Genomic DNA, 17,366 nt, shown 5'->3' with positions numbered 1-17,366 from the left:
AATCGCCACGAAGAACTCGCATAAATTTCCATCATCACGCTATCCACCAGGAATACCGCCATGCCCGCACGCATCCAAGTCCACGGCCTGCAGGTCGCCGCCGAACTGCACCGCTTCATCGAGCAGCAGGTCCTGCCCGGCACCGGGGTCGACAGCGCCGCCTTCTGGTCCGGCTTCGACGCCATCGTGCGCGACCTGGCCCCGCGCAACGCCGCCTTGCTGGCCGAGCGGGACCGCCTGCAAGTGGAACTCGATGCCTGGCACAAGGCCCATCCCGGCCCGATCGCCGACATGCCGGCCTACCGCGCCTTCCTCGAAAAGATCGGCTACCTCGTGCCGGTGCCTGCCGGTGCGAAGGCCACGACGGAGAACGTGGACGCCGAACTGGCCATCCAGGCCGGCCCGCAACTGGTCGTACCCATCCTGAATGCGCGCTACGCGCTGAATGCGGCCAATGCCCGCTGGGGCTCGCTGTACGACGCCCTCTACGGCACCGACGCCATCCCCGAGACCGATGGCGCCGAGAAGGGGCGGGGCTACAACCCGGCGCGCGGCGCCAAGGTGATCGCCTTCGCCCGCGCCGTGCTGGACCAGGCCGCGCCGCTCGCGCAAGGCTCGCACAAAGACGCCACCGGCTATGCGGTGCAGGATGGTCGCCTGGTCGTGAGCCTGGGTGCCCAGGGAGCGTCGGGCCTGGCCACGCCGGCGCAATTCATCGGCTACCAGGGCGAGGCGGCGGCGCCGAGCTCGGTGCTGCTGGTCCACAACGGCATCCACCTGGACATCCGCATCGACCGCAGCACGCCGATCGGCGCGAGCGATGCGGCCGGCGTGGCCGACCTGGTGCTCGAATCGGCGCTGTCGACCATCCTGGACCTGGAAGACTCGGTGGCCGCCGTCGATGCCGAGGACAAGGTGCTGGGCTACAGCAACTGGCTGGGCATCCTGAAGGGCACGCTCACCGAGGAACTGCAGAAGAACGGCAAGACCATCACGCGCCGCCTGAACCCGGACCGCACGTACACCGCCCCGCAAGGCGGCGAAGTGAAGCTGCATGGACGTTCGCTGCTGTTCGTGCGCAATGTCGGTCATTTGATGACCAATCCAGCCATCCTGTGGGGCGATGAGGGCAGGGAGATTCCCGAAGGCATCCTCGACGCCATGGTCACCACGACCATCGCCATCCACGACCTGCAGCGCAAGGCCAATTCGCGCACCGGCTCCGTCTATATCGTGAAGCCGAAGATGCACGGCCCGGCCGAGGTGGCTTTCGCGGCGGAATTGTTCGGCCGCGTCGAGGTGGTGCTGGGCCTGAAGGCCAATACCGTCAAGCTGGGCATCATGGACGAAGAGCGCCGCACCAGCGTCAACCTGAAGGCCTGCATCGCCGCTGCCTCGGCCCGGGTCGCCTTCATCAATACCGGCTTCCTGGACCGCACCGGCGACGAGATGCATACAGCCATGCATGCCGGCGCGATGCTGCGCAAGGGCGACATGAAGTCCAGCGCCTGGATCCAGGCCTATGAGCGCGGCAATGTGCTGACCGGCCTGTCCTGCGGCCTGCGCGGGCGCGCCCAGATCGGCAAGGGCATGTGGGCGATGCCGGACCTGATGGCGGCGATGCTGGAGCAGAAGATCGTTCATCCCAAGGCGGGCGCCAATACCGCCTGGGTCCCCTCGCCGACGGCGGCCACCTTGCACGCCCTGCACTACCACCAGGTCGACGTGGCCGCGGTCCAGCGCGAACTGGAGCAGGTCGATGCCCACGCCGATCACGCCGCTCTGCTGGACAAGCTGCTGTCCATCCCGGTCGTGGCGAAGCCGGCCTGGTCCGCCGAGGAGATCCAGCAGGAGCTGGACAACAACGTCCAGGGCATCCTCGGTTACGTGGTGCGCTGGGTGGACCAGGGCGTGGGCTGCTCCAAGGTGCCGGACATTCACAATGTCGGCCTGATGGAGGATCGTGCAACGCTGCGCATCTCCAGCCAACATATTGCCAACTGGCTGCTTCATGGCGTAACGACCGCCGACGAAGTGCGTTCCGCCTTCGAGCGCATGGCCCGGGTGGTGGACGGCCAGAATGCCGGGGATCCGGCCTACCAGCCGATGTCAGGCCGCACGTCCTCGGCCTACCAGGCGGCGCTGGACCTTGTGTTCAAGGGCCTGGAGCAACCAAGCGGCTATACGGAGCCGTTGTTGCACGCCTGGCGACAGAAGGTGAAGGAAGCCCTCTGATTAGGGGGTATTGCTGGATCGCGTTGTTTTGTTGCTGAAAGCTTCGGGCGACCCGGGGTATGCGTCGCACTGATGCAACAAATCTTTGCGATCGCTAGGAGGCTTGCCTAGGGGTTTCCATTGATTTCCCAGACATTTCTGGCTGTTAACTAGCGTTTCGCTTGTCAAGCTGGGTGATCCCGGGCGGGCAGCGAGCGAGCTTCCGTGAAAACTGACATGACTTGGTGTGCGAGCCACCTCGCTGCCAACACCCCGCCCCTTATCGAGGGGCGGTTCCATGTCAAAGCTTTGATTCGGAGCTCCCTCCATGTTCAAACGAAACGCAATCAGCGCGGCCGCGCTGCTTTGCTTCAGCATCGCCAGCACGCCGCTGCTGGCCCAGCAATCCAACACGCTGGAGCGTGTGGAAATCACCGGTTCGAGCATCAAGCGCATTGCCAGCGAAGGCGCATTGCCGGTGCAGGTCGTCACTGCTGAAGAGATTCGCTCGAGCGGCGCGTCCAATCTGCAGGACCTGATCCAGCGCCTGCCGGCCATGCAGGGCTTCTCGATCGCCGACACGGCGATCGGCTCCAACTCCGGCGGCTACTCGACGGCTTCGATCCACGCCCTGGGCAGTTCCTACACCCTGGTGCTGGTTAACGGCCGCCGCATTGCGCCAGTCGCCAATGGCAGCACCTATGCCAACCTGAACTCGATCCCGATGAGCGCCATCGACCGGATCGAAGTGCTGACGGACGGGGCTTCCGCCCTGTACGGTTCGGATGCCATCGCGGGCGTGGTCAACTTCGTGCTGAAGAAGAACTACCAGGGCTTCAACGTCACCGCCCAGTACGACAATCCGCTGGAAGGCGGCGGCAAGGACTACGGCGTCAGCGTCACGGCGGGCTTCGGCGACCTGGAGAAGAACGGCTTCAACATCCTCGGTACCTTCCGGCACGACAGTTCCGATGCGCTCAAGTCTGGCGACCGCAACTTCGCCAAGTCGGCCTACTTGCCGATCACCTACCAGGGCAAGAAGTACGTTTACGACCGCACCAGCACGTCGGCCGACCCGGCCAATGCCCAGGTGACGTTCAAGCGCCTGACTGGTGAGACCACGACGCTGGGTGCCTACTCCTTCAACCCCTACCTGAAGGCCAACGGCACCTGCGCCAAGAACAACTTCTACAGCCTGAGCAACACGATTCCGGCTGGCAGCAACGCCACCGTCGGCACGGCACAGTGCGCGTTCGACTTCGTGTCGACCATCGACATCTACCCCGAGTTCACCCGCGACGCCCTGTTCCTCTCCGGCGAGGCGAAGCTGGGCAGCAACTTCACGGCCTTCTCGGACTTCGCGTTCTCGCGCTATGACCTGACCGCCCGCATTGCACCGAACCCGGTGCCGGTGAGCATCCCGGTCGGTTCGGCCCTGTACAACAAGTACGTGGCTCCGTACCTGTCGGCAGCCCAGCAGGCCCACGTCAACACCGTGACGGCCGGCTATCGCGCCACCGACTTCGGTACCCGTGACTCCAACACCGTCACCGACGGAACGCATTTCGTCGGCGGCGTGAAGGGTGCCATCGGCGAGTGGGACGTGGAGAGCGCCTTCACCTGGTCCAAGAACAAGCTGGACGAGAAGTACATCGGTGGCTACTTCAAGGACACCGAGTTCCGCAGCATCATCGCCAACGCCGCGATCGACCCCTTCGTGCCTTCCGGCAATCAGACCGCCGCTGCCCAGCAACTGATCAAGGACTCGATCTACCACGGTTCGATCCGTACGGCATCGACCACGCTGACCGGCCTGGACGTGCGCGCCAGCGGCGAGATCGCCAAGCTGCCCGCCGGCCCGCTGCAACTGGGTGTGGGCGGCGACGTCCGCAACTTCCACTTCGTGCAGACCCCGTCGGCCGACGCGGTCAACGGCGTGATCTACAACTTCGCCCCCAACCCGGCCTACGACCTGGAGCGCCGCAACTACGGCGTCTACTCCGAACTGGTTGCCCCGATCGTCAAGGGCCTGGAAGTCACCGGCGCGCTGCGCTATGACGCGATCAACTCGATCAAGGACGCGATCAACCAGCGCAACTTCGGCGAGAAGCTGACGGCCACGACCTACAAGCTGTCGGCCAAGTACCAGATCAACAAGCAGATCCTGCTGCGTGGCTCGATGGGTTCCGGCTTCAAGGCGCCGGACGTGCTGGATATCGCCCAGCCGCTGGTGACCAACGGCGTGACCGCCTCCAGCTATGACTGCCCGTTCCCTGGCGATGGCAGCGGCAGCCCCCCGTGCAAGCCGGGCAAGTCGCAGTACACCCAGCTGTCCGGCGGCAACGAGGCCATGAAGCCTGAACGTTCCAAGCAGGCCACCCTGGGCTTCCGCATCGAGCCGACGTCGAACTTCTCGTTCGCGCTTGATTACTGGCAAGTGAAGATGCGCGATCAGGTCAGTGCGGTTTCTGCCGACCAGGCTTTCGGCAACCCGCAGCAGTATGCGTCGCTGTTCACGACCTACCGTCTGCCCGCCGAGACCAATGACTTCTACGCGTTCAAGGCCCTGTCGACCAACATCGGCAAGACCATCAACCGTGGCATCGACTGGGAACTGGACGGCGCGCTGGTGATTCCTGACCTGGGCAAGCTGAGCACCTCGCTGGCTGGCACCTACATGATTGCCTCGTCGTACACGCTGCCCGGCACAAGCGACCAGTTCACGACCAGCCTGGGCCAATACGGCGTCGATGCGTCCGTCGTGTTCCGCAACATCGTCCGCGCGAATTTCCGTCTGGAAACCGGCGCGATCACCAACCAGCTGACGATCAAGATGCGCTCGGGCTACAAGGACGAGAACCAGCTGGTTCGCGACTTGTCGACCGGCCAGAACACCCGCATCCAGCTGGACGTTCCGCGCTACATGACCGTCGACTGGCAAGGCGCCTACAAGTTCAACAAGAAGACCGATATCCGCCTGGGTATCACGAACCTGCTGAACGAAGCCCCCCCGCTGACGCTGCGTGACTCCTCCGGCCACCAGGTCGGCTACGACCCGCGCTACGCCAGCCCGATGATGCGTACCCTGTACGTGACGGGCAGCTACACCTACTAAGAAGCAGGTGTGACGTCCCGGGCCGGATTGCCGAAAGGCAGTCCGGCCTTTTCATTTGGTCGGTGCGAACTGACGTCCGGATGACCCTTTCGCTGACTTTTGGGACTGTTTCCAGCGCTGCAGATCTGGCAACTCTGTTGCAATCCAGCATCAATTGCCTGCTGCTTTACAACATTAACCAATGTGTCCGCAACCGAAAAAATCCCTAAGAATCAAGGATTTACCTAGCATCCGTCGGTGATGGGGTGCGTGTCGTGCACAGGGCAGCACGGGAGATTCCCCACTGAGGGACACAAAGGGACGCATTGCAGAATTTGTGTCTCGGATCTAGCCATGACCTGCCGGACAGGGCGTTGCCGTTTCATCTTCCAGCTGTCCGGGGTCCGTCCACCCTCTTTGGAGAACCTATGCATAACCGAACCAAGATTTCCGTAGCGGCCCTACTGGCCCTCGGAAGCGCTGTGGCAATGGCACAGAATGCCAGCGACGCAACGCAACTCGAGCGCGTGACCGTCACCGGCTCCGCGATCAAGCGCATCGACGCCGAGACGGCCGTACCGGTCACCGTCGTCAAGATGACCGACCTGAAGAAGGCTGGTGTCACCTCGGTCGAGCAGGTCATGGCGACGCTGAGCTCGGTGCAGATCCAGAACAACGCGGCCCAGGCCATCGGCTCCGGCAGTGGCGGTTCCACCTTCGCCGACATGCGCGGCATCGGCGCCGACAAGACCCTGGTCCTGCTGAACGGCCAGCGCATCGCGAACAACGCGGTCGACGGCTCGGCACCTGACCTGAACATGATCCCGTTCGCGGCTATCGAGCGCATCGAAGTGCTGCGCGACGGCGCCTCGTCGCTGTACGGCACGGACGCGATCGGCGGCGTGATCAACTTCATCACCCGCACCGACCTGCGCGGCGGCAGCATCACCATTGGTGCCGACTCGCCTCAGCACCCAGGTGGCAAGGGCAAGAACGCCAGCGTGAGCTTCGGTTTCGGTGATATCGAGACGCAGAACTTCAACATGTTCGGCACGCTCAGCTACCGCAAGCAGGACCAGATCAACGGCCAGCAGCGCGATTTCAACAAGCGCATCGTCGGCGGCCTGTCCAACAGCACCTTCCCGGCCAACTACGCGCAGGACGGCAAGCTGTACAACCCGGCGGCCCCGAACTGCGTGGGCACGGCGCTGATTCCGGTGGCCGGCGGCACGCAGTGCAAGATCGTCACACCGTCCTTCGTCGACTTCAGCCCCAAGAGCGAGACCTTCTCGGGCCTGTTCAAGGGCACGATCAAGCTCAGCAATACCCTGAACATCGGCGGTGAACTGTTCCTGAGCCGCAACACGGTCACCACGCAAGTGGCGCCGGTGCCTTACGGTGGCTACCTGATCAACCCGGGTACCAAGTACTTCCCGACCAATGCCAACCTGAGCCCGACGTTTGACGACGGCTCGGCCGGCGCGCCGGCCTTCCTGCCGACCGCTGCCTTCCCGAACCCGGTCAATGTGCAGCCGGGCTTCGCGTACGTCTTCTGGCGCGACTTCCCGAACGGTCCGCGTCAGCAGACCAACAAGAACACCCAGCAGCGCGGCATGCTGACGGCAGACGGCAGCGCCGGCGGCTGGGACTACTCGGTCGTTGCAGCCTACAACCAGAACAAGGTCGACCAGTACCTGACCGGCGGCTACGCTGACGGCGACATGATTGGCGAAGGCCTGCTGGAAGGCGTCATCAACCCCTTCGGTGACCAGACGCCTGAAGCCCTGGCGCTGATCAATTCCGCCGCGCTGAATGGCCTGCTGCAGACCGCGACGGGCAAGGTTGCCAACCTGAACGTGCGCGGCAGCCGCGAACTGGGCGACTGGTTCAATGCCTCGCGTCCGGCACAGCTGGCCATCGGCGCCGAACTGCGCCACGAGAAGTTCATCTCGGTACCCATCCATGACTTCGCCGCCAAGGTGGCAGTCAGCACCGGTGTGGACCCGGACTTCCACTCGGAAGGCTCGCGCACCGTCGACGCCGTGTTCGCAGAACTGAACGTTCCGGTGCTGAAGAGCCTGGACATCACCGGTTCGGTCCGCTTCGACAAGTACAGCGACTTCGGCAACACCACGAACCCGAAGCTGAGCTTCCGCTTCCAGCCGATGAAGGAACTGCTGGTTCGCGGTTCGGTGTCGACCGGCTTCCGCGCCCCGACGCTGTACGAGCTGTACGGCAACAAGTCCTTCACCAATACGGCCGGCAGCTACAACAACCCGCTGCTCAGCGATTGCAGCGCTACCAACCCGGCCAAGCCGAGCCAGTGCGATGCCCAGTTCCAGGTGCAGAACGGCGGCAACCCGAACCTGAAGCCGGAGAAGTCGAAGAGCGGCACGCTGGGCCTCGTCTACGAGCCGATCGCCAACGCCAGCCTGGGTGCCGACTTCTGGTGGGTGCGCATCAAGGACTCGATCGCTTCGATCCCGCAGGAAACGCTGTTCGACCAGTACAGCAGTTTCCAGCAGTACTTCCACTTCAACGGCAGCAACAACCTGTCGATCACCAGCAACTGCCCGGGTGCCAACTGCGGTTATGTTGACCAGGGCCTGCTGAACCTCGGCGGCACCAACACGAACGGTGTGGACCTGAGCGCCCAGTACCGCCTGCGCAGCGGCTTCGGCCAGTTCGACTTCTCGTTGAACAGCACGTATGTGATCAAGTACGAGTACCAGGACTACAAGGACGGTCCGTGGAACCAGAACGTCGGCGTGTACTCGGGCTCGGGTCCGGTCTTCCGTTGGCAGCACAACCTGGCCGTCAACTGGACGAAGGACATCTTCTCGGCCGGCGCAGTCGTTCACTACAAGTCGGGCTACCTCGACTTCAACCCGACGAACACGGTCAGCGCCTTCACCACGACGGACCTGTTCGTCGGCTACTCGCCGGTGAAGGCTCTGAACCTGGTCCTGGGCGTGCGCAACGCCTTCGACAAGGCTCCGCCGTTCACCAACCAGGCCGCCCTGTTCCAAGCCGGTGGCTGGGACTCGCGCTTTGCTGACGCGACGGGTCGCAGCTACTACGTGCGCGGTACCTTCAACTTCTGATCGTCCGCCGGGCCGCCAGTTGGCGGCCCGCAACGATGGCGAAGTCCAAGGCCCCGGATGCTCCGTGCATCCGGGGTTTTTTCATGGCCGTTCGGGGCGGCGGGGTCCGCGTGTCGAGCGAGAATCGGACGCATCCCCACAAGGAGTGCTCAGCCCATGTTCGACGGCTCTGCCGCAGGATCCGAACCCAGCCAGCCGGCCCCCATGCTCCCGCGGCATTGCACCGTCCTCATCGTCGGCGCCGGCCCGGCCGGCAGCGCCACCGCGCGGCTGCTGGCTCGCGCCGGTATCGACGTCCTCCTGATCGACCAGCACCCCCTCGGCCGCGACAAGGTCTGCGGCGACGGCCTGATCCCCGATGCGCATGCGGCACTGGCGCGTCTGGGCCTGCTGGAGCAGGTGATGGCTCGGGCGCAGCGCGCCAGCCACGTGGCCTGCATCGGCCCGCGCGGCGGGCGGGTGGATGTGCCGGGCCACCTGGCCGTGCTGCCGCGTCGTGAACTCGATGCACTGCTGTGCCTGGCTGCGCAGGAAGCTGGTGCGCGCTTCGTCGCGCCGGCGCGGTTCGAGGCGCCGCTGATCGACGATGCGGGCAAGGTGGTCGGTGCCACGATAAGGCTGGACGAGCGCACGATCGAGGTCGCCGCCGACTGGGTCATCCTCGCCACCGGCGCCCAGCCGAAGGCCTTGATGAGCGCCGGGCTCTGCGAACGCCAGTCGCCCAGTTGCGTCGCCCTGAGAGGCTATGTCAGCGCACCCGGTCTTGCGGGTCGGATCAAGGCGCTCGAACTGGTCTGGAGCCGCGCGGTCCGGCCGGGCTATGGCTGGATCTTCCCGGCGCCGGACGGCAGCTTCAACATCGGCGTCGGCGTGACCGACAGCCACGCCACCAGCACCGGCGCCAAGAAGGACCTCAACCTGCGCTCGATCTTCGAGGCCTTCGTGCGCGACTACCCGAACGCCGCCCTGCTGATGCGCGAAGGCGAACTGATCGGCGGCGACCTGAAGGGCGCGCCGCTGCGCTGCAATCTCGAGGGGTCCCGCTGGACGCGCCCTGGCCTGATGGTCACCGGCGAGGCCGCCGGCAGCACCTATTCCTTCACCGGCGAAGGCATCGGCAAGGCGATGGAGACCGGCATGCTGGCCGCCGACGCGATCCTGTGCGGCCGCGAGAAAGGCTGGGACGAAACCCGCACGCGTGAAGCCTATGAAGCCGGCCTGGCCGCGCTGAAGCCACGCTTCGCGCTCTACGAGACGGCCAACCGCATCAACGCCTTCCCGGTGCTCGCCGACCTGCTGATCTGGCGCGCCCGCCACAGCCCGCGCCTGCTGAACCGCATGGCCGGCGTCATCAACGAGACCAGCAATCCCGGCCAGCTCGTCAGCCTCAAGGGCCTGGCACGGCTGATCACCGAGTGGAACTGAAGAAGACGAGGAAGTAGAAAGACGATATGTGCCAGCTCCTCGGCATGAATGCCAATACGCCGACCGATGTGATGTTCAGCTTCACCGGCCTGGCCACCCGCGCCGACGAGCACAAGGACGGCTTCGGCATCGCCTTCTTCGAAGGCCACGGCCTGCGCCATTTCGTCGACCACCACAGCGCCCGCGACTCCCCGCTGGCCGAACTGGTCAAGCACTACCCGATCAGGAGCGACAACGTCATCGCCCACATCCGCAAGGCGACGCAGGGTCAGGTCTTGCTGGAGAACACCCACCCGTTTCAGCGCGAGCTCTGGGGCCGCTACTGGGTGTTCGCCCACAACGGCAACCTGGTCGACTTCCACCCGCGCCTGCACGCCGCCTTCCGCCCGGTGGGCCAGACCGACAGCGAGCGCGCCTTCTGCTGGCTGATGCAGGAACTCGCCAAGGCGCACCACCATGTGCCCAGCATCCAGGAGCTCAGCCGCACGCTGGCCGAGCTGATGCCGCAGCTGAACCGCCACGGCACATTCAACATGCTGCTGTCCAACGGCCAGGCGCTCTGGGCCCACGGCTCCACGCACCTGCACTACCTGATCCGCCGCCATCCCTTCGGCCAGGCGCGGCTGAGGGACGAGGATCTCAGCGTCGACTTCGCCGCGCAGACGACGACGCGCGACCAGGTGGCCGTCATCGCCACCGAGCCGCTGACGAACGACGAGCCCTGGACGGCCTTCCAGCCGGGCGAGCTGAAGGTGTTCGTGGACGGGGCACTGGCGCCGTTCGAGAGCCGGTAGGCCATCGACGCGGCGCCGGTGAGACCCCCATAGCCAATTGCCGGCCAATCTGCAATCCTGCGAGCACCTCACAGCCCGCTCTCCACCATGGCCAGTCTGCCCACCCCGCGCTTTGACCAGTTCTACCGGCACGAAGAGCTGACGCAGCTGCTGTTCTCCTATGCGGAGGCGCTGCCCAACCTGGTGTCGGTGCGCTCGATCGGCAAGAGCCACGAGGGGCGCGACATCTGGGTCGTCGTGCTGACCAACACCGCCAGCGGCATCGACGTGGACAAGCCCGCCTTCTGGCTGGACGGCAATATCCACGCCGCCGAGCTCACGGCCTGCACGGCCTGCCTGTACTACCTGCACCAGCTGGTCACCAGCTTCGGCGAGTCAGATGAACTTGGCCGTCAGGTCACGCACCTGTTGGACACCCGCGTCATCTACATGGTGCCGCGCCTGAACCCCGACGGCGCCGAGCTCGCCCTGGCCGACCGGCCCCGTCACATCCGCTCCTCGGTGCGCCCCTACCCGTATGCGGACGAGCCGGTCGACGGCCTCACCATCGAGGACGTGGACGGCGACGGCCGCATCCTGACCATGCGCGTGCCCGACCCGCACGGCGGCTGGAAGAAGCACGCCGACGAGCCGCGCCTGATGGTGCAGCGCGAGCCCGGCGAGTACGGCGGCGAGTACTTCCGCCTGATCCCCGAAGGCTTCGTCAAGGCCCACAACGGCCTCACCGTGACCGTCAACAAGGACCGCGAGGGCCTGGACCTCAACCGCAACTTCCCCAGCGAGTGGCGCCAGGAATTCAAGCAGGTCGGCGCGGGGCCCTATCCGGCCAGCGAGCCCGAGGTGCGGGCGATGGTGGACTTCATTGCCAGCCATCCGAACATCGGCGCTGCGATCAGCTATCACACCCACAGCGGCGTGATCCTGCGGCCCATGGGCACGCAGAGCGACGACGACATGATTGCCGAGGACCTCTGGTGCTACAAGCGCTTCTCCGAGCTCGGCGCCAAGGCCACCGGCTATCCGGCGATCAGCATCTGGCACGAGTTCAAGTACCACCCGAAGGACGTCATCAGCGGCACGCAGGACTGGATCTACGAGCACCTCGGCGCGCTGTTCTGGGTCGTCGAGCTGTGGTCGCCCAACCGCGAGGCCGGGGTGGAGAACACGCGCTGGATCGAGTGGTACCGCGACCACCCGGTCGAGGACGACCTGAAGCTGCTGAAGTGGAGCGACGAGCAGTGCGGCGGCCAGGCCCATGTGGATTGGACGCCCTTCCACCATCCGCAGCTGGGCGCCGTGGAGATCGGTGGCTGGGACAAGATGAACTACTGGCGCAATCCGCCGCCGGCGCTGCGCGAGCGCGAGGTGGCGCGCTTCCCGGCCTGGATGAACCAGATCGCGCTCTCGCTGCCCCGGCTGGAGCTGCTGCGTACCGAGGTGCGCGCGCTGGGGCCGGACAGCTGGCGCATCCGCCTGGCCGTGGCCAACAGCGGCTACCTGCCGGCCTATGTGACCCGACGGGCGCTGGAGCGCAAGATCGTGCGCGGCGTGATGTTCGAGATCCACCTGCCCAGCGGCAACCCGGAGATCAGCCTGATTGCCGGCAAGGAGCGCATGGAGGGCCCGCAGCTGGAAGGCCATGCGCCGCAGGCCTCGCTGCTGTCCTTCCTGCCACCGCGCGAGGTGACGGCCGACCGGGCCGTCGGCGAATGGATCGTGCGGGCGCCCAAGGGCACGCGGCTGGCGCTCAGCGCCAGCGCCGAGCGGGCGGGTGTCGTGCGGACCGAGGTGTCGCTGGACTGATCGGCTAGGCGGTGGCCAGGACCTTGTAGGTCCCGCGCCCGGCCGCCTTGGCCTCGTACAGCGCCGTGTCGGCGCGGGCCGGCAGCTGGCGCGCGTCCACGCCGGCCTCGTTGCGGTAGATGGCGACGCCCACGCTCGTGCCCACCGGCAGCTCGCGGCCGTCGGCCAGCATCATCGGCACCTGCATGGCGGCCAGGATCTTGTCGGCCACGTGCTCGATGTCGGCCTGGTGGGCCGCGTTCTCGACCACCAGCACGAATTCGTCGCCGCCCAGGCGCGCGACCAGGTCGGTCTCGCGCACGCAGGCCAGCAGCCGCTGCGCGAACTGCTGCAGCACTGCATCGCCGGCCGCATGGCCGAGGCCGTCGTTGATGGCCTTGAACTTGTCGAGGTCCAGGTAGATCAGCGCCATCAGGCGGCCATTGCGGCGGCTGCGCGCCATCGCCTGCGGCAGCCGCTCGTCGAACTGGCGGCGGTTGGACAGGCCGGTCAGCGTGTCGCTGCGCGAGAGCTGGTCCAGCCGCTGCTCGCTCGCTGCCAGCCGTTCGTTGGCCTGCTGCAGCGCCTCGGTGCGTTCGGCCACGCGGTGCTCAAGCAGCGCATCCTGCTCGGCCTGCCGCTCGGACAGCTCGCCCAGCGCGTTGGACAGCAGTTCCACCTCGCGGAAGCCTCGCACCTGCGGCAGCGCCTGCCCGGCCGCCAGGCGCGAGCGGCCGGCCACCGCATTGCACAGCGCCACCAGGGGCAGCGTCAGCCGCCGCGCCAGCCACCAGGCCAGCGGCATGAACAGGGCCACCAGGCCCAGCGCAGCCAGCGCGATCTTCAGGCGCAGCTGGTAGTAGTCGGCCAGCGCCGCCTGCACCGGCTTGCGCAGCAGCACCACCCAGCCCATGCCGGGATAGTCGCCCAGCCCGCGGGTGGCGGCGGTGACGACGAACCACTCCTGGCCCTGCACCTGCAGCTGCTGGCTGGTCCCGGCGCTGCTCAGCAGCGTGGAAGGCAGGCCGGGCAGCGGCTTGCCCTCGGCGCCCGGCGGGCCCAGCAGCACGGTGCCGTCCCGGGCCAGCACCAGGGCTTCGACCTCGTGGACCTGCAGTGCCGCATCGATCAGCTCGTCCTTGATGCGGCGCGCCCAGGTCCAGCTCAGGTGGGCGCCGAACACGCCCTGCAGTTGGCCGCTCGAGTCGCGGATCGGGACCGCGAAATCGACGAAGCGCCAGGGTTCCGCCTGGCGCGGCAACAGCTTCTCCAGCAGCACGGCGCCGTGCACGTCCCCGACGAACAGGCCCTGGCCTTCATGAGCCCCCTGCCACCACGGGCGCTTGGACACGTTGACGCCTTCGAGCAGGCCGCCGGCCGAAGCCAGCACCTTGCCATCGCGGTCGGTCAGCCCCATCCAGGCGAAGTGCGGGAAGCCGGCATGGACCTCGTCCAGCGCGCGGCGCACGGCGGCCGGGTCGTCGAAGCGGCGGAAGGGTTCCAGCTGCGCGAACACGCGCACCTCCTGGAACTGCTGGGCCATGCCGCGGTCCAGCGCGTCGCGAAAATCGTCGGAGATCTGCGACAGCGAGTCGATCGCGGTGCGTTCCGCGTGGGCGCGGGCAAAGCGCTCGATCAGCAGGGCGCATGCCAGCACGGCCGCAACCACGCTGAGCAGCACGGTCGTCACCAACCAGCCGCGCAGTGACGGACTGGTGGTGACCGCGGGTGTTGTTTTCCCGTCGGCCACGGTCAGTGGAACCTCCCAGTTAGCGAACCCTCTTGCGTGGGTTCAACGTGCGGATGACAGCCGCAGGACCCAACGGTACATCAACACCCCCACCAAAAGGAAGCCCAGCGCGCCCAACCCCACTGCCGCGTCGGCAAAGCCGGGGCCGACCAGCGCCAGCGGCGCGTCCTGGCCGGAGAACACCACCAGCGCCGACAGCACGATGCCGATCAGGCTCTCGCCGACGATCAGGCCCGAGGCCAGCAGCACGCCGAGCTGCTTGGTGGCGGCCGGGCGGGCCGTCAGCTCGGCGCGCTTGTCGAACCACCAGCCGGCCACCGCGCCGATCACCACCATCAGCGTGGACGAGGTCGGCAGGTAGATGCCCAGGCCCACGGCCAGCGGCGGCAGGTAGGCGGAACCATTGGCGCGCAGCACCCGGTCGATGACGATGCAGACCACGCCGATCGCTACGCCGATGCCGATCAGGTTCCACGGCAGGTCGCCGCCGATCACGCCCTGCGCCAGGGCCGAGATCAGCGCGGCCTGCGGGGCGGCGAGCGCGCGGGCGGCATCGACGCCGGGCGCGCCGGCGAAGCCGTAGGCCTTGTTCAGCAGGTCCAGGATCGGCGGGATCACCACCGCGCCGGCCACCACGCCGACGATCAGCGCCACCTGCTGGCGCCACGGCGTGGCGTCCACCAGCTGGCCGGTCTTCAGGTCCTGCAGGTTGTCGTTGGAGATCGTGGCCACGGCGAACACCACCGAGGTCACGAACAGCGCGAAGGCCACCAGCGCTTTCGTCGACTCCGGCGGCAGCAGCGGCTTGACCGCCAGCGCCAGCATCAGCGCCGCGCCGATCACCACCAGGATGCCCACGCCCGACAACGGGCTGTTGGACGAGCCGATCAGCCCCGCCATGTAGCCGCACACCGCAGCCACGAAGAAACTCATTAGCAGCACGTAGACCACGCCGCCGGTCACCAGCAGGCCGATCTGGCTGGACAGGCCGGCGCCGTTGCCGAAGTCGGCCAGCAGCCAGCCGATCGGCAGCATGCAGACCAGCGTGATCAGGCCCACGATGCCGATCGGGATGTCGCGCTCGGTGCGCGGCAGCAGTCCGGCCTGGCCGCCCTGGCGTGCGCGCGAGGCGGCCATCGCCGAACGCAGGCCGGTGAACACCGGCTTGGCCAGCGTCAGCAGCGTCCAGATCGCCGCCACGCCGATGGTGCCTGCGCCGATGAAGCGCACCTTGGTCTTCCAGGCCGCGACGGCGATGGCCGCGGTCTCGCCGGTGATGCCCGAGGTCAATGAAGGCACGAAGCCGGCCCATGCGATCAGCGCGCCGACCAGGATCGCGATGCCCACCCACAGGCCCACCAGATGGCCCACGGCCAGCAGCGCGAAGCTCAGCGAGATGTTGAAGCCGCTGGCCGGGCCGGTCTTGTCGTCGCCGAGGCGGAAGAACTTGGCCACCTCGCCGGCGAACACCTGCGTGGCCACCACGACAGCGAACACGGCGGAGACGATGCTGCCCCAGACGATGGCCAGCAGGCCCTGTTTACCGGCGGCCGGGTCATCGCCTTCGGCGCCCACCTTCAGCACCTCGGCGCAGGCCACGCCTTCCGGGTAGGGCAGGTCGGAGTTGGTCACCAGCGCGCGGCGCAGCGGGATCGAATACATCACGCCCAGCACGCCACCCAGCGCGCAGATCATGAACGAGCTCCAGTACGGGAAGCCCTGCCACCAGCCGATCATGATCAGGCCCGGCAGCACGAAGATGATGGAAGACAGCGTGCCGGCGCTGGAGGCCACCGTCTGCACGATGTTGTTCTCCTGGATCGTCGCGCCCTTGAAGCCGCGCAGCACCGCCATCGAGATGACGGCGGCCGGGATCGAGGTGGCGAAGGTCAGGCCGGCCTTGAGGCCGAAGTAGACGTTGGCGGCGGTGAAGACGACCGTGATCAGCACGCCGAGGATCAGGCCGCGGACGGTCAGTTCGAGACGCTGTTCGTCGGCGCTCGGGGGAAGAGGTGTGGACATGCGCGTGGCAGGACGGATGTGAGGATGGCGCGCATCATCGTCGCTTTGTCCGCCGCCCAGGGAGGGTGGATGCCCCGATCACCGGCGCCGGTCCAGCCGCATCGCCAGGCCGTCCGGCCCCATCGTGAAGGACATGCGCTCGGGCGCCTCGTCCGGCGTGACCGCGGCGATGTCGAAGCGCGCCAGCAGCGTGGCCATCGCCAGCTTCATCTCCAGCAGGGCCAGGTAGCGCCCCGGGCAGATGCGCGGGCCGGCGCCGAAAGGCATCGCGATGCGCTTGGCCGAGGAGGCGTCCCGGCCCAGCCAGCGCTGCGGATCGAAGCGGGCCGCGTCGGTGAAGTGCGTCTCGCTGACGCTGTCGCGCCGAAGCAGCGTGATCACGATGGTGCCGGCCGGCACCTCGACGCCGGCCAGCGTGGTGTCGCGGCTGGCCTGCAGGCCGAGCATCGGGGCGACCGGCTTGAGGCGCATCGTCTCGTGGGTGCAGGCTTCGAGGAAGTCCAGCCCGGCCAACTGCTCGACCGTCCACTGCTCGACAAGACCTGACCCCATGACCGTGCGCACCTCGTCCCTGGCGCGCGCCATGGCGTCGGGATGGCGCCACAGCAGGTGGATCATCCAGGCCAGCGTGTTGGCGGTGGTGTCCTCGCCGGCCAGCAGCATGGTCAGCACATTGCCGGCCACTTCCTCGTCGCCGATGCCGCTGTCGGGCCGGTCGGCCGCGGCGATCATCGCCTGCAGCAGGTTCGCGGGCCGTTCGCGCAGCGCGGGCTCGGCGGCCATGCGCTCGCGCGCGGCGGCGATGAAGCCTTCCACCGCGGCCTTGATCTCGATGATGCTGGCCTCCAGCGCGCGGTCGCGTTCGCGCTTGAACCAGCGCCAGGTCGGCAGCGGCGAGAGCACGCGGGCGAACAGCGCGGGGAAGAGTTTGTCGAGGTGGCGCTGGATGCGGTCTTCATCCGACTCCAGCGTGTTGACCTCGGCGCCGAAGGCCAGGCCCGCGATCGTGTCCACCGTGAAGCGCATCAGCTCGGGCTGCAGCTCGATGGCCGCACCCGCATCGGCGGCCCGCTCCCAGCGCGCGGCCAGCCGGCCGGCGACCTTCAGCATGGCGGGGAAATAGTCTCTGACATGAGCGGGGTCGAAGCCCGCCATCACCATGCGGCGCTGGCGGGCCCAGC

9 protein-coding genes are annotated in these 17,366 nt (G+C 66.8%); 6 read left to right on the top strand and 3 right to left on the bottom strand.

The features are described 5' to 3' along the window. Positions 1 to 60 precede the first annotated feature (60 nt). From B0W88_RS08840 to B0W88_RS08815, 6 genes are all read left to right on the top strand, one after another. A complete protein-coding gene (locus tag B0W88_RS08840; protein ID WP_077034298.1) occupies positions 61 to 2,235 on the top strand; it encodes a malate synthase G in 2,175 nt (724 codons plus the stop codon). A gap of 307 nt (positions 2,236 to 2,542) precedes the next feature. Then, complete coding sequence (locus B0W88_RS08835) at positions 2,543 to 5,329, top strand: TonB-dependent receptor domain-containing protein (protein WP_077034297.1); 2,787 nt, start codon at positions 2,543 to 2,545, stop codon at positions 5,327 to 5,329. A gap of 467 nt (positions 5,330 to 5,796) precedes the next feature. After that, a complete protein-coding gene (locus B0W88_RS08830) occupies positions 5,797 to 8,412 on the top strand; it encodes a TonB-dependent receptor (RefSeq protein ID WP_158080826.1) in 2,616 nt (871 codons plus the stop codon). A 204-nt stretch (positions 8,413 to 8,616) separates the two neighbouring features. Beyond that, a complete protein-coding gene (locus B0W88_RS08825; protein ID WP_077034313.1) occupies positions 8,617 to 9,837 on the top strand; it encodes a geranylgeranyl reductase family protein in 1,221 nt (406 codons plus the stop codon). A gap of 26 nt (positions 9,838 to 9,863) precedes the next feature. Continuing rightward, the gene (locus tag B0W88_RS08820; RefSeq protein WP_077034295.1) at positions 9,864 to 10,631 is read left to right on the top strand and encodes a class II glutamine amidotransferase; all 768 of its coding nucleotides are present in this window, start codon (positions 9,864 to 9,866) and stop codon (positions 10,629 to 10,631) included. 87 nt (positions 10,632 to 10,718) lie between these two features. Then, positions 10,719 to 12,434 (top strand): M14 family metallopeptidase, encoded by a 1,716-nt coding sequence (locus B0W88_RS08815; RefSeq protein WP_077034294.1) that lies wholly within the window; start codon positions 10,719 to 10,721, stop codon positions 12,432 to 12,434. A gap of 4 nt (positions 12,435 to 12,438) precedes the next feature. Here the strand turns inward: B0W88_RS08815 and B0W88_RS08810 are convergent, their stop codons facing one another. From B0W88_RS08810 to B0W88_RS08800, 3 genes are all read right to left on the bottom strand, one after another. Then, positions 12,439 to 14,163 carry a diguanylate cyclase domain-containing protein gene (locus tag B0W88_RS08810; RefSeq protein WP_083748664.1) on the bottom strand — a complete coding sequence of 575 codons (1,725 nt, stop codon included), beginning with the start codon at positions 14,161 to 14,163 and terminating at the stop codon, positions 12,439 to 12,441. A gap of 42 nt (positions 14,164 to 14,205) precedes the next feature. After that, entirely contained in the window at positions 14,206 to 16,185 is a 1,980-nt protein-coding gene (locus B0W88_RS08805; protein ID WP_077034292.1) for an OPT family oligopeptide transporter, read from the bottom strand. Between the two features lie 78 nt (positions 16,186 to 16,263). Then, on the bottom strand, positions 16,264 to 17,366 hold a 1,103-nt coding region (locus B0W88_RS08800), incomplete at its 5' end, for a cytochrome P450 (protein WP_077034291.1).

The sequence above is a fragment of the Pelomonas sp. KK5 genome (assembly GCF_001984095.1).
Lineage (GTDB): Bacteria > Pseudomonadota > Gammaproteobacteria > Burkholderiales > Burkholderiaceae_C > KK5.
Note: the sequence above shows the minus strand (reverse complement) of the source record. Positions and strands in the feature narration are given on the sequence as shown.

What these genes read in the sequence shown, in the direction of transcription:
- B0W88_RS08835 (WP_077034297.1), top strand. Translation starts at nt 2,543, where the DNA reads ATGTTCAAACGAAACGCAATCAGCGCGGCCGCGCTGCTTTGCTTCAGC.
- B0W88_RS08825 (WP_077034313.1), top strand. Translation starts at nt 8,617, where the DNA reads ATGCTCCCGCGGCATTGCACCGTCCTCATCGTCGGCGCCGGCCCGGCC.
- B0W88_RS08820 (WP_077034295.1), top strand. Translation starts at nt 9,864, where the DNA reads ATGTGCCAGCTCCTCGGCATGAATGCCAATACGCCGACCGATGTGATG.
- B0W88_RS08805 (WP_077034292.1), bottom strand. Translation starts at nt 16,185, where the DNA reads ATGTCCACACCTCTTCCCCCGAGCGCCGACGAACAGCGTCTCGAACTG.
- B0W88_RS08840 (WP_077034298.1), top strand. Translation starts at nt 61, where the DNA reads ATGCCCGCACGCATCCAAGTCCACGGCCTGCAGGTCGCCGCCGAACTG.
- B0W88_RS08830 (WP_158080826.1), top strand. Translation starts at nt 5,797, where the DNA reads ATGGCACAGAATGCCAGCGACGCAACGCAACTCGAGCGCGTGACCGTC.
- B0W88_RS08815 (WP_077034294.1), top strand. Translation starts at nt 10,719, where the DNA reads ATGGCCAGTCTGCCCACCCCGCGCTTTGACCAGTTCTACCGGCACGAA.